Genomic DNA, 20,611 nt, shown 5'->3' with positions numbered 1-20,611 from the left:
TATTGTGTTGACACCACAATATGCAAAACCAACTGGCCAGATACTTACAAAGAGCCTGCCACTGTGACAGACTGAACAAATCAGGGATAACAACAATCTGGAATCATCATGACACTGACCGATGCCCGCCAGTTTAATATCAGCACGCTCTTTGAGCTGGAGTCAGTGCTCCGCCATCTCTCCGTGAAACAATATAAAAAGAGCTCATCTCTTTTATCGAGTTCAGTAGGCACCCATGTCAGGCACATTATTGAGTTCTATCACTGCTTTTTCAGAGGGCTCGATTACGGTGCGATTGATTATGACAATCGTCCCCGGAATCAGCTGCTAGAAGAGTCTTTAGAGCAGGCTATGGAATATCTGAAAAATATCCTCATCCTGCTCACTGGGCAGGATATGTCCCATTATCCTGAAACCGTCTCAGTGGTGGCTGTCATAGATTCGGGAAGTCTCATTCAAACCAGCAGCAGTATCATCAGAGAACTGCTTTTTCTGCAGAATCACACCACCCATCATCTCGCCCTGATCGCCCTGATGCTGACACAGGAGGGCGTCAAGCTGCCCGTTAATTTTGGTGTAGCCACTGCTACCAGACTGCATCGAGCCTCCACTGAAGATCCTTCCGAAGCGTTAACTGATTCTCAACAGCCATGAGCGAGAAGACCAGTCCTACGCCGCAGGCCGGTTATATGTCAGGAAGGCTCTGGCACCTGCCACTCCCATATATTTATTAAGCGTTCTTTCATCCACTTTCAGAAGATCGACAATAATCAATCCATCCAAAGCATTATTAAAGTTTGGATCAACATTAAAGGCAACCAGCTCCCCATGCAGTTTCAGATACTGCTTTAACAGGATCGGTATACCTTTGTTGTCTTCCTCAATTTGCTGAACCAGAGAAGAGAGTGTTTCAAAATCCGTCAATCCCAGCAAGTCAGCCTGATTCCAAAAGCGCCCTTTACCCGCCTTCAGTGGGGTTGTCGGCTGAACCAGATCACGAAACACAGCATCCGAGTTATTTACAGACAAGCAGCCCGCCATTAATTGACGGGAAGCCTCGCTGTAATCACTGCTGATGCTGACGGGCCCAAACAGTACCTTGTACCACGGATTGGCAGCCACATAGGCACCTATCCCTTTCCAGAGCATCATCAAGGCACTCAGACTCCTCTGATATTCAGGCACCACAAACGACCGCCCCATCTCCAAACAACTGCCGAGCTTGTGGATAAACTCAGCGTGATAGCGGAATAAACTGCGGGAATAAATGCCATGGACACCTCTGGAGCGGAGGATCTGATCAACCTGCCCGATCCGATAGGCTCCCATAATTTTTTCTTCTTTCTGATTCCAGAGAAACAGGTGCAGATAGTCCTCATCATACTGATCCAGATCTCTGGGTTTACCGGTTCCTTCTCCCACGCCCCTGAAGGTCACCTCCCTGAGACGGCCAATTTCTGGCAACACTTCAGGCAACTGCCCTGAACGGGCGCAGTAAACAATCATTTCCCCCTTCTCCAGCAGCAGACAGTCCTCTGGCAACTGTTTAATGTTGGCTTGCAACCTTTCAGGGGAAACAGGATCGACAATGGGCTGCATTTTCCGTTCTTTAGGGGGCATGGAAACCCGTTTTGTCTGAGACGGTTTATGTGTGGATAAGAGGTATGTATGCAAACGAAGATAATTGGTCAGTGCAGAGTCAGAACTCATTGATTGATAGTCTGAATCATCCAGTTTACGGCCTATGCGAAAGCTCAGGGTTGAACCTCTTTTGTTCAAAAGTTCCCTGATCAATCTGACCGTTCTTAAACGGGGATGAATCAACCCCATAGCCTGAAATAACCAACCATTCTGGCCATCGATGAATACCGGTGTCACTTTCGCCTGTGTTTGTCGGATAATTCGGGCAGCGGTATTTCTCCACTTGGGATCGGTAACCTGCTTTAGAGATAGATCCAGACTGGACACTTCACCGGCAGGAAAAATCAACAGTTGATGACCCTCTGCCACCCATTTTCGGGCTTCTTCAATGGCGTTTACATTTTTCTTTCGGACATTGGTGCTGATGATGTCCACGCCTATGAACAGCCCTTTCAATTCATGAATTCGACAAAGCAATTCATTCGTCAGCACTTTTACATCAGGACGAATCTGCAACAATAAATCAGCAAGAGCTACGCCTTCAATTCCACCAAAAGGATGATTGGCTACTATAACGGAAGACCCTGTGGCAGGAATTGAGTCCAGGCGCCCCGAAGCTACCTGGTGCTGAATATTAAATATCTTGAGTACCAGTTTGAGAAAATCATCTGAGGGGTATTCTTCATTAACTTCTTTTTTATAAATCTGGTCGATGGTTTTCAGACCCAGAAGCCATTCGGCAGCAGCCTCTGGTATACCAGAACGTGTTTTCTTTGGAAGTCTGAACGGAGAGCTTTCAGGAGTCATCCTACTTTCCCTTTCTTGCTTTCTTCTGGCTATGGACCTATTTGAAAATCCTGTCGGCTACACCTCTTTAAATAGCCACAATGCTTTACTTCAGCTCAGGAGATTGACTCACTTCAAATCTTTCGTAATAAACAAGCTGGTCTTCATGAACAAGACTAGGAAAGGTAAATGACAATTCCGTTAACAGGATATGAAAACACTGTGACGATATTCATTTGAGAGATGAGCGAGGTACCGAGACCCCGCTAAAGAATGAGGTAATGAGAGACAAATACGTTTGACACCGTTATCGATTTCAAGTCTTCCTTGAAAATAATGTGTTGCTGGTACTAATCAGCCATCATTTTTGGCCAGTTTGTGTCACCCAGATTGATAAAGCCCGGTATATCCTTTAGCCACTTTCCTTGAATGTCTGCGTCGTAATTCAGATACAACTTATTATCTACAATTTTCCAGTAATTCGGATCACCCGGAGCTCTTTGCTTTTTCTCGGCGATCGCCCACGCACAATACCCACCGTATTGAGGCCGATATTGATCAGGCGCTTTCCTGAACATCTGCAAGTGTTTTTCTGAGGAAAAGTACCATTCTACCCCCAGGTACTTGTACTTGAATCGGGCATTACCTTTAACGGCTTTCCCTTCCGTAAAGTAAGCAACCGTATCGTAACCACTGACGGCCTTATTACTGAACCAGCCGGTATAAAGGTTCTTGGCAGCATAGGCATTGCTACTGTTCAATAACATCAGGACAAATACAGCCATGAGCCAAAAATGCCGTTCACATCGAACCATAAAAATAGCTATCGGATTGGAAAAAGCGGCATTTTCATAATAAGCAGTGCGGATCATCCTGGTAGATGGCTTCAATGTACTAGCCTCCCTGCGGACAATTACTCCATATCCGGATAGTGTCTGACAAGCTCCCGCTCCAGCTTCTATCGTTGATAATACGCCAAGATGGAAGGTGGGCGAAATCCCCGGCGCCGATTGAACCGTCCCACTCGAAAGAGTGTTCAATACTGAATGAAAAGAACTTTTTCAATCCCAGATGTGGGCTTCTGTGCTATCGGCACCATTCACTTCAAGTATATAGTAATTTTTGCCATTCATTAGATAATTTATATCTCTAAATCGAATATATGCAGGGCCATAAAAATAGCAAAACAAGCCTTTAGCCAATTTATCAAAGGCTTTTTGAAGCTCTGTAGTCAGCGATCACAGAAATTACGGGCCTGGTATGACACTGACACGAAGTTGCGATGTCGTTCTGTTTATCTTCAACCATACTGATTTGAATCCCCCACAAGAAACAGAGGTAAGGATATCTCGCTATGAAAGCAAGGATTGCTTTATTACTGACTTTTTTTGGATTCATTCCCATGGTGGCCACGACTCAGGAAATGGAAATTGAAACAGTTCCCCGTCAGGTAACCGACCGAATCATTGTCAAATACCACCCCAAGCCCACCGAGGGTAATGCCATGGCATTCATCAAGCAGGGGATCAGTTATGGCTCCTTTGGTGTTGCTGCGGGAAAGGATAAAGACGTTCTCGAGATTGGTAGCAGCCTGAACATTAATGACGTTCAGACACTGGCAGCTAGTCTGGAAGACGACCCTCAGATTGCCTTTGCTGAACCTGACTACATTATGCAAATCATGCGCGTGCCCAATGATTCCCGCTACAACGAGCAATGGCATTATTTTGAATCGACTGCAGGCAGTAATCTGCCCGCCGCCTGGAATATTACAACAGGCGGTAATGTTGTTGTGGGTGTGATAGATACTGGCATCATCTATCACAAAGATCTGGATGGCAATGTTGTGTCAGGCCATGATTTCATATCACATTCGTGGATGGCCAACGACGGTGGTGGCCGCGACAGTAATGCGACTGATTCTGGCGATGCGGTGACTTCAGCTGGAGCCTGTGGTTATGCCGACGGCCAACCCGTGCCATCGTCTCCCACTGAGAGCAGTTGGCATGGCACCCATGTCTCCGGCACCATCGCCGCAGAGTCAAACAATAGCAATGGCGTGGCCGGTGTCGCCTGGAATGCTAAAATCATGCCTCTGCGTGCTTTAGGCCGTTGCGGCGGTTATACCTCGGATATTATTGATGCCATGCGCTGGGCAGCCGGACTGGATGTATATGGCATGGCCCGAAATAACAACCCGGTCAGAGTCATTAATATGAGTCTGGGTGGTTATGCCTATGGTTGCCCCCAAAGTTATCAAAATGCCATCAATGAAGTGGTCAATGCCGGGGTGACTGTGGTTGTTGCAGCGGGTAATGAAAACAGCAACGTCGCTTATGCCGCGCCAGCCAACTGTGAGAATGTGATTACGGTGGGTGCAATTAATCGGAGCGGCAACCGCAGCTGGTATTCAAATTTTGGTCGTCATGTGGATATTTCAGCACCCGGTGGGGAAACTCGCTATTACGGAAATGGCATTCTTTCTACTGCCAATGCTGGCACCACTTCTGCCACTCAGGATAATTACGAGTATTATCAGGGTACCAGCATGGCCACCCCCCATGTTGCTGGTGTAGCGGCGCTCATGTATTCAATCAGTCCTGATATAACACCGGCCAGAGTGGAAGAGATCATCAAACTGAATGCCCGTCCCTTTTCTGGTAGCAGCTGTAATACCAGTCTCTGTGGTGCCGGTATTTTGGATGCGGGTGCTGCTGTACTGGATGCCAGAGATGAATAAATGGCCAGTCTCAGGTACTAACGGGCCTGCACCCTTTATCTCTCGGAAAGAACCTTTGTCTGCCCGATGGGCAGAATCCTCCTTTTCCAGTTCAAGTCTTTCTAAGTCAGCTAGGTTTTAAGGAAGACCTTATTTATTTGAATCTTCAACTTCAGCAGTGTTGGGATTTAATCAAGATTCACGGAGCGGAACCTTGAACACTAAATTTCTACCCACACTGCTGGCCACATGTATTTTCGCAAGCAGTCAGGCTATCGCCGAATCACAGGAAGATGACGATCTTTTTGAACTCAGCCTTGAAGAACTGATTTCCATGGAGATTCCTGACGTCACGTCTGTATCCCGCAAAAAGCAACGTTTGATGGATTCTGCCGCTGCTATCTATGTCATCACCAATGAAGATCTTCGCCGTAGCGGGGTCACTTCCATTCCAGAAGCCCTGAGAATGGTCCCGGGTATGCAGGTGGCAAAACTGAACGCCAATACCTGGTCAATCAGTACCCGTGGATTTAACTACATCTTCGCTAACAAACTGCTGGTTCTGATTGATGGCAGAACCGTTTACTCCCCACTCTTTTCCGGTGTGAACTGGGACGTTCAGGACACCATGATGGAAGACATCGACCGGATCGAGGTCATCCGGGGACCGGGAGCAGCACTCTGGGGAGCCAATGCGGTTAACGGTGTCATCAACGTCATTACCAAGAAAGCATCGGATACCCAGGGCAATCTGCTTTCAGCGGGCGCAGGTACCGAAGAAAAGGCCTTTGGAGCCTACCGTCATGGAGGAGAATTTGGGGAAACCGGTTTCTACCGTGTTTATGTGAAGGCCTTCGAACGGGATGGCCAGGTGGATGCTAAAGGTAAAGATACTTCTGATGACTGGAACATGCGCAGAACCGGTTTCAAATCAGAGTGGAAAACAACTTCTGACTCAGAGATGACGGTTCAGGGCGACCTTTACGAGGGAACCACACGACCTCCTTTACGCCTGTTTGATGAAACTCAACCACTGGACCCACAAAAGGACAACAACTTTGTTGTTGATGGCCTCAGCCGTGATCAACGTGGTGGTAACCTGGGCGCTTATTGGAAAAGAACCTTGAGCGAAACCCACGATTACTCCTTCAGAGCGATCTACGACAACTATCAGAATTTTGATTACCGGATTGCTGAAAAACGTGACACCGTTGATTTTGAGTTTCAGCACTACTATCAGTTTTGGGGCAAGCATGACCTGGTCTGGGGGCTCGGCTACAGAACCACCTGGTACGAGGTAAAAAATACCTCCTATATGTACTTGCTTGAAGGCAAGGACTCGAAAAAAACAGAGTTATTCAGCGCCTTCATCCAGGATGACATCACGCTCAACGAGCAGTGGACTTTCACCCTGAGTTCGCGTTTCGAGCACAACAGTTTCTCAGGCTATGAGGTTCAGCCTAACGCCCGGTTAACCTGGAAGCCTACTGAAAACAGGACTTTCTGGACGGCTCTCTCAAGAGCTGTAAAAACGCCTTCGATCAGTGAAACAGCTTTGCAAACTGATGGAATCACCATCGCTCAAATAGGTTTAGAGACTTATCTGCTGCCCATTAGAGGGAACCCGGAGTTAAAGTCAGAAAAACTCACTGCCCTGGAATTCGGTTACAGGGAACAGTTTGGCAACAGTTTCCGTCTGGATGCCACCGCGTTTTACAACCAGTATGAAGATATCATTGCCTATGTTGATATCAGTCAGTGCCCCGGCAGGCCTATCTCTCCACCACAAACCTTTTGCTCCAATACTGATATTAACTCCCGCTTCTTTGAAATACCGACAACGCTCATCAATGGGCTTGACGTAAAAACTTATGGACTGGAAATCGTAGCGGACTGGCAGGCAAGAGACTGGTGGAAACTTCAGTTTAATTACAGCTGGCTTCAGGTGGATGCCTTGCCAAACAGGAATAGAACCAGTTTTCTGGATGCCAATGAAAAAATTGTTGAAGATTTGAGTGCCTCCCACACGGCAAACATTCGATCCACGATGAACTTGCCTAATCAATGGTATTTTGACTCTTGGATCCGCTACATGGATAACTTGAAGGATGCCAAAGTCGGAGCCAGCACATCACTGGATATACGAGTTGCGAAAAAATTTGGAGACGGTCTTGAGTTCTCAATTGTGGGACAGAATCTCTTTAGGAATCACCACCGGGAGTTCTCTGAAACACTGAGTGGCATCGCTCCAACTGAAATTCAGGAATCATGGTACGCCCAGATTCGCTGGCAATTTTAATCGGATGGAGGAGGATAACTTCATGCCGATGCCAATCAACATGATAAAATCAAAAATCAGCCTGCTGTTAATCACGGCCAGTTTGTCAGGAATGTTCTTTACCAGTGCAGCAAAAGCGGGCACACCGGAAGACATGGTCAAAACAGCCATCGTCTATAAAATAACCAAGTTCGTGACCTGGCCCAAGAAAAAGCAAAGCCTCACGCTCTGCATAATGGGCGAAGGATCAATTAACAGTGAGTTGACCAAAATCAACCGTAAAAGCAGTATGGGCAGACGCCTTTCTGTTACCCACAAAGATCTGAATGCTCCTGTGGATAAGCTGTGTGATATTCTTTATATCCACAGCATCGACCAGGCTTCCTCTTCAAAAATGACCCGCAGTCTTAAAGGCAAACCTATTCTAACCATCAGTGACAGTCGTTCTTTTGCTGAGCAGGGTGGATTAATTGGTCTGGCCCGGAAAGGGAAGAAGATAAGCTTCACCATCAACAAATCCTCTGTTGATGCATCAGGTTTGAAGATCAGCTCCCAACTGAAAAGCCTGGCCAAAGTCATTGAGTAAACACAAGAATAACGTTAATCACTCGTTTTCATCCCATTTGGGGTGAAAACCTTTTTTAGTCATGCAATAAATCATGGTGACGTTCAGAAATCTTCCTATCAAGCGAAAACTGCGTTACGGCATGCTCATCACGGCATATGCGGTACTTCTGGTCACCTTGTCCATTCAAAGTATCAGCGATCTGATCAAGTCCCGAGCCTCTTTGGTTAACCATATGGAAACTCTGGCTGAAGTTGTAGGTTCCAATGCTCATGCCGCCTTGATTTTTGAAGATGAAAGCTCTGCTAAAAAACTGTTAACCGGTTTTGGCAGCGCTCCCCATATTCAATCCGCTTTTCTTTTAAATGCTGACGGTGAAGAGATTGCTGCCTATCATCATTCGAACCAAAGTCCCTGGGCTTTCTCACTGCAGGAACCTGCAGATCCGGTTACGCTTTTCAGCAGCACCCGTCTCCACTTATACCGCCCGATTGTTCTTGATCAACAATTGATTGGTGCTATCTACATTCAATGTGATTTGTCACCGCTGTATATAGAGCTGACTGAAAATCTGTTATTAGCATTATTAGCCGCCCTGGTCTCCGTCATTCTGGCCTCTATTCTTGCTTCAAGACTTCAAAGATTGCTGGGTAAGCCCATTACTGAGTTAGCCAATACTATCTCCCAGATGACCAAAAACGAGCAGTATGATCATCAGGTTCAAAAGTTTGATAACGATGAGATTGGTCAACTGTACGATTGCTTCAACGAAATGCTGATGCAGATAAAAGAACGGGACCGGAGGCTGCAACAACACCGTGAAAATCTCGAAGCCTCCGTTGCTGAAAGAACCAGAGAGTTACACAGTGCCAACCGTGACCTTAAAGATAATATTTCTGAATTGAATGAAGCCAAAGAAGCAGCCCTTGAAGCAGCCAAGGCCAAAAGTGCTTTTCTCGCCAATATGAGTCACGAAATCCGCACCCCTATGAATGGCGTGCTGGGTATGTTGGAGTTGTTGAAAGATACGCACCTTGATCGAGTACAGCATGACATTGTAGAGACCGCTTATAACTCGGCAGATGCGTTACTGCAGATTATCAATAACATCCTCGACTTCTCCAAAATTGAAGCCGGAAAGATGGACATTGAATCCATTGATATGAACCCTTCCGAAATCGCTGAGGATGTTTGTGCCCTTTTGGCAGGAGAAGCCAGAGAAAAAGGCCTGGAGTTAAGCTGCTATACCGATGTTGACCTGCCCAGTATTTTGAAAGGAGATCCGGTACGGCTAAGACAGGTTCTTACCAACCTTGTAGGTAATGCTGTCAAGTTTACTGAAGAGGGTGAAGTGATTGTCCGCCTGAATATGCTGGAAGGCAGAGAGAACCGTGTCAAAATCGAATTTTTAGTTGAAGATACCGGCATTGGTATTGCGTCCGATGTGCTGCCAAATCTGTTCTCAGCTTTTACCCAAGCTGACGGCAGCACCACACGTAAGTTTGGTGGTACAGGCCTTGGTCTCACAATATCGAGACAGTTTGTTGAATTGATGGGCAGTGATCTCCAGGTGTCCAGTGCCTTGGATCTGGGCTCCACGTTCTCATTTGTTCTGGATCTGGATGTATCCGAATCCCGGGCAATTAAACCTGTCCATGTCAGTCATGCTCTGGAAGGCATAGAAACATTGAATGTGAACAATAACTCTTTTAGTCATCACATTCGCATTCTTCTGGTTGAGGACAACATGGTTAATCAGAAAGTCGCTGTCAGTATGCTGAAAAAAATCGGATTGACGCAACCTGACATTGCAGCGGATGGCAAAGAAGCACTTAAGATGAGCCAGCATCAGGAATACGACCTGATACTCATGGACTGCCAGATGCCGGAAATGAGCGGCTATGAAGCCACGAGTCTGATAAGAAAACGAGAAAGTACTCTCCACCTGCCACACATTCCGATTATTGCCATGACCGCCAATGCCATGGAGGGAGACAGAGAGAAATGCCTGGCATCCGGCATGGACGACTATCTGAGCAAGCCCATCAAGGTCAACACCCTCAAAGAAAAACTGGACCAGTGGCTTGTCAACGACCTTGAATCAGATATTGAACTTCTTTCCGAAACGATAGAAACAGGAGACAGCCTTGAGCTAAAAAACAGCCTTGAGCTAAAAGACAGCCTTGTGCTAAAAGACAGCCTTGAGTCAGAAGATCAAGAACTGATTTTGAACATGGCCACCCTGAATACCCTGAAAGATATCATGGAAGAAGAGTTCGACACTCTTGTTGAAAGTTATCTTGAAGATGCCCCATCACTGTTGAAAGATATTCAGAACGCTTCAAAAGAAGCAGATTTACAGATTATGATTCGAGCTGCCCATACTTTAAAGTCCAGCAGTAATAACTTTGGTGCATCACTGTTGGCAGGTATTGCACTGGAAGTCGAAAAAATGGGTAAAGATAATCAGCTATCTGATGCCATTGAATTAATCCCCAAACTGGAAAATGCCTTGACTAAAACCACTCACGCACTTAAGTCACTTTGAATTAATTCTTTTCCAGAAAAAGAAAAACCCCGCAGTGCGAGGTGAATGTTGACCGGGCTGACTCCCTGTGAGCATCCTGCTCATTATTTTGCTTCCTTGCCTCTACATTCCATGTAGATTAATAGCCCAGTACTCTAACTATAGACAACCACCCAAGAATGCAAAGTCAACTGAAATAAAGAATAACGCTATTTGTCTTTCAATTGAGTTACAACTTTGAGCATTTAATAAGAAAAAGCCCTTCAACACCGAAGTGAAGAAAGGCTTTATTTACTCATCAGATGTGGGAATCATTTGTTATCAGAATTGTTCAGCCGACAATTCATAAAGTGCTTCTGTTCCAGAAGCTGCAGAAACGAGTAAACTTTCCATCCTGGGCAACAGACGCTTGTAAAAGTATCGGGCAGTAATAATCTTCGCATGATAGAAATCGCCTTCTTGAGTGCCTGCTGACAACTTGACTTGAGCTTCTCTTGCCATCATCGCCCACATCCAGGCATAAGAAACGTATGAGAAAGCATGCAGATAATCATTACAGCTGGAGTTAACCACATTCGGATCACTTGCAGCCTGCCCCAGCAGCTCATTCGTCAGGTTCTCAAGTTTGGCCAGAGCCGTTTCCAGAGGAGCCGAGAACTCATCGCCTTCTCCTTCAGCAATAAAGCTCCTGACATTCGCGGCAAACTGCCTGAAAGAAGCACCACCATTCATGGCTATCTTGCGACCCAACAAATCCAGAGCCTGAATGCCATTGGTGCCTTCATAAATCTGGGCAATACGAACATCTCTGACCAGTTGTTCCTGTCCCCACTCACGAATGTAGCCATGACCACCAAACACCTGCTGACCGGAAACACAACTTTCAAGACCTATATCGGTCAGGAATGCTTTGACGACAGGTGTCAATAAACCCACCTGATCTGAAGCAAGCTTTCTTTCCGTTTCGTCCGGACTGAACTTGGCGGTATCCAACAGATTCGCCACATAGGTTGAAAAGGCTCGTCCGCCTTCGTTCAGGGCTTTCATGTTCAGCAACATTCTCCGAACATCACCATGCACAATAATCGGATCAGCAGCTTTTTCTGGCTGTTGTGGACCGGTAGCCGCTCGCCCCTGAACTCTGTCCAGAGCATATTCGAGGGCTGATTGATAAGACATTTCACTGGTACCCAGACCCTGAATACCGACAAAGAGTCGTTCGTAGTTCATCATGGTGAACATAGCGTTGAGACCCTTGTTGACTTCCCCTACCAGGTAACCTTTGGCTCCATCAAAGTTCATGACACAGGTGGCTGAAGCCTTGATACCCATTTTGTGTTCCAGAGAACCACATTGAACCTGGTTTCTACCCGCCAGAGAACCATCTTGATTCACATTCACCTTCGGTACCAGGAACATGGAGATCCCCTTGGGTCCGGCAGGTGCATCGGGCAATTTGGCCAGAACCAGATGAATGATGTTTTCTGTCAGGTCATGCTCACCGGCAGTAATGAAAATTTTGGTGCCGGTGATGTTGTAGGAACCATCACCATTGTCTTCCGCCCGGGTTCTGATAATGCCCAGGTCTGTTCCACTGTGTGACTCAGTCAGACACATGGCCCCAGTCCATTCGCCGGAATAAAGTTTGGGAAGATAAAGGGATTTCAATGCTTCGCTGGCATGGGCATCAATCGCCAGTGCAGCACCAGATGTCAGACTCGGATAGAGGATAAAGGCCAGACTGGCACTGCTGAACATTTCATCAAACTGGGCACTGAGCGCCTTTGGCATCCCTATGCCACCATACTCAGGATTGCCGGCAATGCCTGTCAGGCCAGCTTCTGAAAACAACCGGTAGGCTTCCTTATAGCCTTTCGGGGTAGTAACACCCTCTTCACTCCAGTGACAACCTTCCTCGTCACCTTCCCGATTGAGGGGAGCAACCGTTCTTGCAGCCAGCTTGGCACCTTCCTCCAGAAAGGCATCAGCCGTTTCACGATCAACCACTTCCTGTGTAGCAGGCCACTGACCCCAACGTTTGTCGGTATTAAAAACTTCGTACATCACGAAGCGCATATCACGAAGAGGTGCCTGATAGTCTGCCATGGGGGACACTCCTGAAATTTTAATGTTTTATTCAAGTGTGTATTTATTTTACCCCAGAGGAACAGGGGCTAAAAGGAATGTTTTAAACTAACGTTTGAATTTTTAACTACAAATAAGCCACAACGTAAATCTGTGGTTTTTTTGATGCGGATGGCAAGTGTCCAGAAGATCAGAAACGGTAATAAAAACCTGCCGAGAAAACGACCGCCGCATAGGAGAACTCAATGCCAAACCCCTTGTAGTCGATGTCCAGAAGAGCCTGAACTATAGGAAAAACACGGCTCAGATATTCCTTATATCCGTACACAATGCCTGCACGATAGCCTGCCTCTATATCAAACCCTTCGTATTTTTGTTGATAGAGAGTGCGCTGCACGCCCCCAGACCAGACTCTGTTACAGTGGGTATTAATGAAAGTAGCGGCATAATAGCCTTTGTAGGAGAAAGCGATCAGTTTATTGTTGCTTTCCTGATCATCACCACCCTCAAGATGCAGCGTCCACATACCCAGGTAAAGATGATCCCGGGAAGGCCGGCCCCAAATTTGATCGACCCAATCCGTCTCCCCGGTAAAACTGTTATAAAGCAAAGAAGTGTCTGCAGTTGATGAAACAACTTCCGCGTGCTGATGCTGGTTGCCATTGCTCATCTGCAAACTGTCACTGCCTGTATTCGCAGACAATAAAACGCCCGCTGGATCTAACCATTGCGATTCTCCCTGATATATCTGAAGATCGTAGTTCATATGATTATTCCCTGCGGCTTGAACTTTCAAGCCGCAGGGAACCAAAAGAAGAAGAAATATCTGTAAGAAAGAATTAATGGATCGCTTAGAAAAACCCGATAAGGGGTTTATTAGTGTTTTCTGTTTGATCATCGCCTCGCCTAATAAAGCTCTGGTGTAGCTCTTATATCTCCACGGACTTTGCAAAAGGAATATTACCGCTTTCCTTATAGACCAGCGCTTGAGGTTAAGCAAAAAACATCAGACTCAAAACAACGCCCGTAAAAACTCACCGGACTATAATTTTTTAATTGAATACAAACTACAAACGCATATTTCAAAGGAATGGCTATGCGGTATCTGATAACCCTGATCAGTACGATGTTGAAAATCACATGGCAGCCCGATTGGATGCAGGATCAGTTGCCCGATGAACGTCACTTTTATCGTCGAACCTTGACTGGCTCTTATCGAGCCAAGAAAAAAATTGTGAAAAACATTTGGATCGCAGCCGGACTCTTAATGCTGATTAATCCGGTGGTCCACATTGTGATATTAATCGCTCTACCCGCTACGCTCCTGAGTTTTGTCATTCTGGATGAGACTCCCTAAACATCAGGCATGAAAAAGGGCTGCCGAAGCAACCCTTGTCCGAAAACACTTACTCAGAGATCAGAGACTTCCGAAATCTTCCTCAGCCATATCCAACAGATTCTCTGTGCCCGACAGCATCGCAGACTTGTGAGCCAGCGTTCTTGGCAGGATACGTTCGTAGTAGAAACGTGCAGTTTGGATCTTGGCTTTGTAGAAGCCTTCTTCAGTGGTACCTTCAGCCAGTTTTTCCTTGGCCAGACGAGCCATGTCAGCCCACATATAAGCCAGAGTCACATAACCGGAGTACATCAGGAAGTCGACGGAAGCCGCACCCACCTCATCAGGATTTTCCATCGCTTTCAGACCCAGCTGCATGGTCAGATCGCCCCACTCCTTGTTCAAAGCAGCCAGGGGCTCGACAAAGGCTTTCAGGTCTTCGTTCTCAGCGTGAGCCTTACAGAACTTGTGAATTTCCTTGGTGAATGGCTTCATGGTTTCGCCACCGCTCTGGAAGATTTTTCTTCCCAGCAGGTCCAGAGCCTGGATACCGGTAGTTCCTTCGTACAGCATGGAGATACGGCAGTCACGAACATTCTGCTCCATCCCCCATTCACTGATATAACCATGACCACCGTAGCACTGCAGAGCGTGGTTCGCAGACTCAAAACCGGTTTCGGTCAGGAAAGCCTTTACGATAGGTGTCAGGAAGCCCAGCTCTTTATCCGCCTGCTCACGTACTGTTTCATCAGGGCTGTGTAGCAGATCTGCTTTCTTGGCTGTGTAATACAGCAGGGCACGGTTACCTTCAGTTAAGGATTTGATGGTCAGCAGCATCCTGCGCACATCAGGGTGCACGATGATCGGATCTGCAGGGCTGTCAGGGTTCTTGGCACCACTCAGGGAACGCATTTGAAGACGTTCGCGGGCGTAGCGCAGGGCACCCTGGAATGCGATTTCACCGTGGGACAGGCCCTGAATACCGGTACCCAAACGGGCAGTATTCATGAAAGTGAACATGCAGTGCAGACCACGATTCTCCGGACCAATCAGGAAGCCGGTCGCTTCATCAAAGTTCATTACGCAGGTAGCGTTACCGTGAATTCCCATCTTATGCTCGATGGAACCACAACTAACACCATTCCTTTCACCGTGTTTCCCGGGGAGGTGCTTGGGAACGATGAACAGGGAAATACCTTTGGTACCTTTTGGAGCATCCGGCAGACGAGCCAGAACAATATGAACAATATTATCTGCCATATCGTGTTCACCGGCAGAAATAAAGATCTTGGTACCTGAAATTTTGTAGGTACCATCACCGGCAGGCTCGGCTTTGGTACGCAGCATACCCAGATCAGAACCACAGTGAGGCTCGGTCAGACACATGGTGCCAGTCCACTCACCGGATACCAACTTGGTCAGATAAGCTTGCTTCTGTTCTTCAGTACCATGGGCTTCCAGGGTATTCATGGCACCGTGACTGAGTCCGGGATACATGCCCCAGGACCAGTTGGCTTCCCCCATCAGTTCACTGAGAACCAGACCCAGAGAGTAAGGCAGACCCTGACCACCGTATTCCGGATCACTGGACAGCGAAGGCCAGCCGCCTTCGACGTATTGCAGATAGGCGTCTTTAAAACCATCAGGCGTTTTGACACCGTCTTCCGACCAGGTGCAGCCTTGCTCATCGCCTACCTGATTCAGGGGAGCCAGAACTTGTTCACAGAACTTGGCACCTTCTTCAAGGATGGCGTCCACCATATCAGGGCTGGCTTCTTCACCGCCGGGGATGTTTGCATAATGTGCCTGATATCCCAGGAGCTCGTCACGAACGAACCGGATATCGCGCAGGGGGGCCTTATAGTCTGGCATAACGGTACCTCTGGGTTGTCTTATATTTATTCATGAAACGGATTGCTAAAGTATAGCAACAGTTTCAAACAGTTGTTTGAAAGTTACGTTCGCTTACAGTAAATGTCAACTATTGTTCTTGTTCCAGTCCTATTTGTCTGATGGATTTCTATGGCCGTGACGCAGAGCCTGTGGTCGTTCAAGCCCTGACCGGGGCCGGGGCACCGTAGGGAGTACAGGCATTCTCTATCTGGATCTGGCTTGCAGCGATCTTGGCTTCGACATTGAGACTATCAGGGCGATCTACAAGAAACGGTGGAAAATCGGGGTCCTGGCAGGGCTGCAAGCTTCTCTGGGGCAGCTGAGAGAGCGGTTAACAGGATAACTTGAGTTACTTTCCTGATCTATCCTTCCTGCCTTAACACCAAAATGCAAGGATAGAATGATTAAACACTCACTCTTGTCAGCATCACTGTTGCTCATGACATTGTCCGTCGTCTGTCAGGCTCAACCGTCGACAAAACATTTTTTCGTCGAGCTTGAACAGAAGTCAAGTTCTCCAAACCATTACGTTTCTGTAACACCTGACCAGCACACGCTGTCGGACACCTTGTCAGACATTGCCCACACAAAAGGCCATGCAGGATCGGATTTACTGTCTGGAGAGATACAAAGCAGACTAAACGATTGCAAGCTAAAAACGACCATCATTGAATCAATTTCCTGGCAATGGCTTTACGCCTCTCATCTGCTGGTGGGTCACAAACTGATACTGACCACCAAAAATACCCCAATCTGCCCCACCTCTTATTCATGGCTACCTATAGAAGTGGTTGTCGCTGTCGGTTGGCTTTTAAAAAGCTATTGGAATATATACTCACCGTCGTTTAACTCGATAAAACAAAAAGAGCCGTGTCAGGATCACCCATTTGCGGCCATCATTACGGTGCCTGTCTCTGGAAATGCCCAGCAACAACACCCACCATCAGAGTCATCGGGGCAGCAAGCCCAGGGTGCCACCGCCTGTCCTGCAGGCTCTTTCAGAAACTCCTTTTTTTCTGACTCTGCCGATGGTGACGGAGGCTCACAGCAACATCTGCACACTTTGGGTTTGGATTGTTTCTTCTTTCCCTGTCATGGCGTTTGTCAATTCCGACCGTCATCCGATAGCAGTGGGCCCTCTCAGTGGCCGATGAATTCCTCAGATAATTCGACAGGCCATACAGCGGCATCGCCCGAACAAAGCTCATGCCGACATTCGGATAATGGACACTGCCCAGAGTGCGCAGGTCATGTGACTAACACGGATGTACTCCTCATGGGTGGCATTGCTCGCCCCACTGTCCCCATGGACACTGACATACCGCTGGAGTCCGATCCCTGTCCTATTTGTCTGAATCACTTTCATGGCCGTGATGAAGCGCTTGTGATCGTCAAAAGCCAATGTTGTCGCCACCGCTTCGATCTGAAGTGTATTTCGAGGTGTTTTGTTGATCAGTCCATCGGCTCTCGCCAGTGTGTAATGTGCCGGCAAGACCCGATGCCTATGGTGAATGAGAACACCGGAGAATCTCATCCGGATACATTTTTCCCCGACCAGACGTTTTATCTTGCCTGTTTGCGGGGGAATTTGGATCAGGTGGAGAAGTCACTGGCAGAGGGAGTCAATGTCAATGCCGTTATTTATGATGATTTCACTGCTTTGATATTCGCATCTGGTAATGGGCACAAGGACATCGTCGAACGCCTGATCGACGCCGGGGCGGATGTCAACGCCCGGAGTACGGATGGTTTCTCCTCGCTGTTCGCCGCAGCCGTGAAGGGCAATACCGACTGCGTAAAAGTCCTGATCAAGGCCGGGGCAAGGTAGGAGACAGAGGGAAAAAAACGCATACTGGTTCGTGAAGCTGCTTCAGCAATCGCTTCAGCATCGTTGTAGTCGTTCTTGTCAGTTTTGACATAAGGCTTAACAAACTGAGGTGGGGTCAGTTTGACAGCATGCCCATATGTCTTAAAAACGCCGCACTTTCCCGGGAACATTTTATTTTCTGCCATGTCTAACCTGCGTCTACTGAATTATCCAGCTTTTGAGGAAAAAAAATGAAAAAGACATTGAAACCATCCGGCATAAGAAACTATCTGGTCGGTTCGCTGTTCTGTTTTGTTTCAAGCGCTATTGCCAGTTCTGAACCGGGTATTGACGCTGTGCTTGCGGAATTGAACTCAAGGCCAGAGCCTGTTAACTATCAAAAAGACAGGCGCATGGTTGGCGGGCGCGGCCCCATTTACTCCATGGATCAGTACCCTGGTTATATCCTGAAAATCGACCGGGGAGATTCAGGTCAAGCGCTCCTTGCCCAGTCATTATTTGAGGCTTTTGGCCTGGAACACCTGTTTGTTCCAAGAATGCTCCCAGTGATCGTAGGTGGTGAGGCGATGTTGCTGACAGAGCGGGTCAATATACCAACAAACAAGTTTGCACACTATATGGAGTACAGCCTGAATCGCGAAGGTTATCGTGGTGCTATTAGAGATCTGACGGCGCTGGAATGCCTGAGGGGGATTCCTGACTTTACCATTAATGAAAATGCATCGATAACAGGAGAGCGTATTCGTTACGATAATATTCCTCCCTTTCAAACAGTGGATAACAATGGCAATACTCAATACAAGATCGGTATGATTGACCTTGATCATTACTCTGACACGGTACCCGTCCGTCGCCGCCCTGCATTAGAGATTGTTCGCAATCTCGTGGAAGCTTTTCCCTGGGCTTTGGACGATATTCTGGACGTCGCTTCCTATCATCGAAGCTGCTTTCTGACAGATGATAATATCCGATGGTTGCGTGATTTCGCTTATCAGCAGTCAGTCAGAAGGTACACAATGTACGAAGGATATCATGACTATCTGTTAGCCAAAGGCATTAATCCGATGTCAGCTTCCGTGCACCCGCGTACGCTCTATCAGGCACCCAAGGAGTTCAAACTGACATTGAGGCACCACCATGATCCAGTGGTTCTTAATCTGGCAGAGGTTATTTACAATACAGCGAAAAACAAAATGCAGGTTAAGAAAAAACAGAATGTTAAAGGCTATGATGCCCGTATCAGCTACGTGGATGGTTATTACCTTGATTACCTGACATCTATTATACAACAGTATGTAGATACCTATAGGGATATTCAACAGGCTGCTGAACAAGGTAATGCGTTATTATTGAAAGCAGTTGCTTTATTAGAAGAAAACAAACTGATTTACAGAGCAGCTGTTGATCCGGATCGAATGGATATGTTTATTTATTTTTGAGTGTAAACTCTCGGCAACCGGCGAGTAGCCGTATCCGATAAGGCCTTTAACAAGGAATAAAAGGACACCCTTATATTTGCCAAACAAACCAGCTTGTCTTCTGTTTTCCTGTCGCTGATTTTTAGTTCCGGCATCAGAGGTTGTGCCCCGTGCGCGAAGTTCTCTGATCGATCCGGGTTCTACGCCTTATTATCACTGTATAGCTTGATGTGTGCGCAGAACGTATTTGTGTGGAGAGGATCATTTAACAGGCAAAAACTACGAGCATCGTCGTCAGTGGGTCGTAGACAAGCTCAGGGAACTGGTTTCAATCTTCTCTATAGAAGTCTGCAACTACGCTGTCATGTCGAATCACTATCAAGTGGTTTTGCATATTAATCACTCAACTTACGCACCATTCTGAAAATCAGCCGTTATTGGTGACATGAAAAAGTTAGTCAATAGGTGATACGTACCAGGCGCAAGAAAATACGACAGTTAAGATATATGGCTGCAAAGTTTGCAGTGGCTGAATAATCACCCATTTCAAAAACTCAGAAGATTTAAACACCTTAAAGCCGTGTTTTCCGGATAAGATGACGCCTTTCTTTTATTCCCTGCCTTGCCTCTGTTACCTACCTTGCCCTGGCCTTGATCAGGGCTTCAAGGCAGTCGATATTGCCGGTCACAGCAGCGATAAAAAACGGGCTGGTGTCATCCGACAAGACGGCATTAAGATCTGCTTTGGCTTCGAGCAAAACTTTCACGATGTCGGTATAGCCCTTCTGGGCTGCGAGATAGAGCGAGGTGACGCCATTCGTAGTCCGGGCGTTGAGATCTGCCCCGGCTTCGATCAGGGCTTTTACGATGCCGATGTTATTATGCAGGGCAGCGCTTAGCAAAGGGGTGGCGCCACCAGGCAAGGCGGCATCGAGATCCGCATTGGCTTCGATCAGGAGTTTCACGATGTCGGTATAGCCCTTCTGGGCTGCGATATGCAGCGGGGTGGCGCCATTATTAGCTCGAGCGTTGAAATCCGCTCCGGCTTCGATCAGGGTTTTCACGATGTCGGTATGGCCCTTCTGTGCAGCGATGAACAGCGAGGTGGCGCCATGCGAAGTCCGGGCGTTGAGATCCGCATTGGCTACGATCAGGAGTTTCACGCAGTCGTGGTTATTTTGTTGGGCAGCGACGAACAACGGGGTATTACCATCCTCAGCCGGGGCGTTGAGATCTGCCTTGGCGTCGATCAGGAGTTTCACGCAATCGGTATTGCCTAATTCGCTGGCGATCAATAGCGGGGTGGCGCCACCCTTTGTTCGGGCGTTGATATCCGCCCTGGCTTCGAGCAGGATTTTCACACAGTCGCTGTTATTTTCCTGGGCAGCCATGAACAGCGCGGTGACGCCTTTCTTTGTACGGGTGTTGAGGTTTGCACCGGCGTTAATGAGGCGTTCGACGATGTCCTTGTGCCCATTAACAGATGCCAACATCAGGGCAGTGAAATCATCACTCAAAACGGCATTGACATTGAC

At 47.3% G+C, this 20,611-nt stretch carries 16 protein-coding genes and 1 pseudogene; 9 read left to right on the top strand and 8 right to left on the bottom strand.

Translation table 11 applies throughout. The annotated features are described in order from the left end of the window. The first annotated feature begins 108 nt into the window (after positions 1 to 108). On the top strand, positions 109 to 654 hold the full coding sequence (locus KDK17_RS12165; protein ID WP_257281797.1) for a DinB family protein: 546 nt from the start codon (positions 109 to 111) through the stop codon (positions 652 to 654). 15 nt (positions 655 to 669) lie between these two features. Here the strand turns inward: KDK17_RS12165 and KDK17_RS12160 are convergent, their stop codons facing one another. Together KDK17_RS12160 and KDK17_RS12155 are read right to left on the bottom strand one after the other, a co-directional pair. Next, positions 670 to 2,448, bottom strand: coding sequence for a lysophospholipid acyltransferase family protein (locus KDK17_RS12160; protein WP_257288179.1), 1,779 nt, complete (start codon positions 2,446 to 2,448; stop codon positions 670 to 672). A gap of 329 nt (positions 2,449 to 2,777) precedes the next feature. Beyond that, on the bottom strand, positions 2,778 to 3,212 hold the full coding sequence (locus KDK17_RS12155) for a YHS domain-containing (seleno)protein (protein WP_257288178.1): 435 nt from the start codon (positions 3,210 to 3,212) through the stop codon (positions 2,778 to 2,780). A 569-nt stretch (positions 3,213 to 3,781) separates the two neighbouring features. On the opposite strand from KDK17_RS12155, the gene KDK17_RS12150 reads away from it, so the two are divergent. The 4 genes from KDK17_RS12150 to KDK17_RS12135 all read left to right on the top strand — a co-directional run bounded on the left by KDK17_RS12150 (position 3,782) and on the right by KDK17_RS12135 (position 10,537). Continuing rightward, on the top strand, positions 3,782 to 5,167 hold the full coding sequence (locus KDK17_RS12150; protein ID WP_257288177.1) for a S8 family peptidase: 1,386 nt from the start codon (positions 3,782 to 3,784) through the stop codon (positions 5,165 to 5,167). A 193-nt stretch (positions 5,168 to 5,360) separates the two neighbouring features. Next, on the top strand, positions 5,361 to 7,445 hold the full coding sequence (locus KDK17_RS12145; protein ID WP_257288176.1) for a TonB-dependent siderophore receptor: 2,085 nt from the start codon (positions 5,361 to 5,363) through the stop codon (positions 7,443 to 7,445). Positions 7,446 to 7,467: 22 nt separating this feature from the next. Beyond that, positions 7,468 to 8,010: a YfiR family protein gene (locus tag KDK17_RS12140; protein ID WP_257288174.1), complete on the top strand. Its 543-nt coding sequence runs from the start codon at positions 7,468 to 7,470 to the stop codon at positions 8,008 to 8,010. A 73-nt stretch (positions 8,011 to 8,083) separates the two neighbouring features. Then, positions 8,084 to 10,537, top strand: coding sequence for an ATP-binding protein (locus KDK17_RS12135; RefSeq protein ID WP_257288173.1), 2,454 nt, complete (start codon positions 8,084 to 8,086; stop codon positions 10,535 to 10,537). Positions 10,538 to 10,837: 300 nt separating this feature from the next. Here the strand turns inward: KDK17_RS12135 and KDK17_RS12130 are convergent, their stop codons facing one another. Together KDK17_RS12130 and KDK17_RS12125 are read right to left on the bottom strand one after the other, a co-directional pair. Continuing rightward, a complete protein-coding gene (locus tag KDK17_RS12130) occupies positions 10,838 to 12,622 on the bottom strand; it encodes an acyl-CoA dehydrogenase C-terminal domain-containing protein (RefSeq protein WP_257281804.1) in 1,785 nt (594 codons plus the stop codon). Positions 12,623 to 12,791: 169 nt separating this feature from the next. Continuing rightward, complete coding sequence (locus tag KDK17_RS12125) at positions 12,792 to 13,499, bottom strand: hypothetical protein (protein ID WP_257288172.1); 708 nt, start codon at positions 13,497 to 13,499, stop codon at positions 12,792 to 12,794. Positions 13,500 to 13,697: 198 nt separating this feature from the next. On the opposite strand from KDK17_RS12125, the gene KDK17_RS12120 reads away from it, so the two are divergent. Further along, positions 13,698 to 13,958, top strand: coding sequence for a hypothetical protein (locus KDK17_RS12120; RefSeq protein WP_257281806.1), 261 nt, complete (start codon positions 13,698 to 13,700; stop codon positions 13,956 to 13,958). A gap of 60 nt (positions 13,959 to 14,018) precedes the next feature. On the opposite strand, the gene KDK17_RS12115 is transcribed toward KDK17_RS12120, so the two are convergent. Together KDK17_RS12115 and KDK17_RS12110 are read right to left on the bottom strand one after the other, a co-directional pair. Beyond that, complete coding sequence (locus tag KDK17_RS12115) at positions 14,019 to 15,809, bottom strand: acyl-CoA dehydrogenase C-terminal domain-containing protein (protein ID WP_257281807.1); 1,791 nt, start codon at positions 15,807 to 15,809, stop codon at positions 14,019 to 14,021. Positions 15,810 to 15,987: 178 nt separating this feature from the next. Next, on the bottom strand, positions 15,988 to 16,134 hold the full coding sequence (locus KDK17_RS12110) for a hypothetical protein (RefSeq protein ID WP_257288171.1): 147 nt from the start codon (positions 16,132 to 16,134) through the stop codon (positions 15,988 to 15,990). A 96-nt stretch (positions 16,135 to 16,230) separates the two neighbouring features. Here KDK17_RS12110 and KDK17_RS12105 point away from each other — a divergent pair, with 96 nt between their 5' ends. Next, positions 16,231 to 17,658 (top strand): ankyrin repeat domain-containing protein, encoded by a 1,428-nt coding sequence (locus KDK17_RS12105; RefSeq protein WP_257288170.1) that lies wholly within the window; start codon positions 16,231 to 16,233, stop codon positions 17,656 to 17,658. Positions 17,659 to 17,672: 14 nt separating this feature from the next. On the opposite strand, the pseudogene KDK17_RS12100 reads toward KDK17_RS12105, so the two are convergent. Further along, positions 17,673 to 17,795, bottom strand: a pseudogene (locus KDK17_RS12100) (IS110 family transposase); the annotation flags it as partial. A gap of 93 nt (positions 17,796 to 17,888) precedes the next feature. Between KDK17_RS12100 and KDK17_RS12095 the strand changes: the two are divergent. Both KDK17_RS12095 and KDK17_RS12090 read left to right on the top strand, forming a co-directional pair. Then, positions 17,889 to 19,097, top strand: coding sequence for a hypothetical protein (locus KDK17_RS12095; protein ID WP_257288169.1), 1,209 nt, complete (start codon positions 17,889 to 17,891; stop codon positions 19,095 to 19,097). 211 nt (positions 19,098 to 19,308) lie between these two features. Beyond that, positions 19,309 to 19,500, top strand: a complete 192-nt coding sequence (locus tag KDK17_RS12090) for a hypothetical protein (protein WP_257288166.1) — start codon at positions 19,309 to 19,311, stop codon at positions 19,498 to 19,500. Positions 19,501 to 19,711: 211 nt separating this feature from the next. Here KDK17_RS12090 and KDK17_RS12085 read toward each other — a convergent pair. Continuing rightward, a partial coding sequence (locus KDK17_RS12085) for an ankyrin repeat domain-containing protein (protein ID WP_257288165.1) occupies positions 19,712 to 20,611 on the bottom strand: 900 nt, incomplete at its 5' end.

The sequence above is a fragment of the Endozoicomonas sp. SESOKO2 genome (genome assembly GCF_024606245.1).
In the GTDB taxonomy this organism is placed as follows: Bacteria; Pseudomonadota; Gammaproteobacteria; order Pseudomonadales; family Endozoicomonadaceae; genus Endozoicomonas_A.
The sequence above is the reverse complement of the archived record's forward strand: the minus strand, read 5'-3'. Positions and strand labels throughout refer to the sequence as shown.

What these genes read in the sequence shown, in the direction of transcription:
- KDK17_RS12125 (WP_257288172.1), bottom strand. Translation starts at nt 13,499, where the DNA reads ATGATCAAACAGAAAACACTAATAAACCCCTTATCGGGTTTTTCTAAG.
- KDK17_RS12130 (WP_257281804.1), bottom strand. Translation starts at nt 12,622, where the DNA reads ATGGCAGACTATCAGGCACCTCTTCGTGATATGCGCTTCGTGATGTAC.
- KDK17_RS12135 (WP_257288173.1), top strand. Translation starts at nt 8,084, where the DNA reads ATGGTGACGTTCAGAAATCTTCCTATCAAGCGAAAACTGCGTTACGGC.
- KDK17_RS12160 (WP_257288179.1), bottom strand. Translation starts at nt 2,448, where the DNA reads ATGACTCCTGAAAGCTCTCCGTTCAGACTTCCAAAGAAAACACGTTCT.
- KDK17_RS12115 (WP_257281807.1), bottom strand. Translation starts at nt 15,809, where the DNA reads ATGCCAGACTATAAGGCCCCCCTGCGCGATATCCGGTTCGTTCGTGAC.
- KDK17_RS12120 (WP_257281806.1), top strand. Translation starts at nt 13,698, where the DNA reads ATGCGGTATCTGATAACCCTGATCAGTACGATGTTGAAAATCACATGG.
- KDK17_RS12165 (WP_257281797.1), top strand. Translation starts at nt 109, where the DNA reads ATGACACTGACCGATGCCCGCCAGTTTAATATCAGCACGCTCTTTGAG.
- KDK17_RS12095 (WP_257288169.1), top strand. Translation starts at nt 17,889, where the DNA reads ATGAAAAAGACATTGAAACCATCCGGCATAAGAAACTATCTGGTCGGT.
- KDK17_RS12140 (WP_257288174.1), top strand. Translation starts at nt 7,468, where the DNA reads ATGCCGATGCCAATCAACATGATAAAATCAAAAATCAGCCTGCTGTTA.
- KDK17_RS12155 (WP_257288178.1), bottom strand. Translation starts at nt 3,212, where the DNA reads ATGGCTGTATTTGTCCTGATGTTATTGAACAGTAGCAATGCCTATGCT.
- KDK17_RS12105 (WP_257288170.1), top strand. Translation starts at nt 16,231, where the DNA reads ATGATTAAACACTCACTCTTGTCAGCATCACTGTTGCTCATGACATTG.
- KDK17_RS12150 (WP_257288177.1), top strand. Translation starts at nt 3,782, where the DNA reads ATGAAAGCAAGGATTGCTTTATTACTGACTTTTTTTGGATTCATTCCC.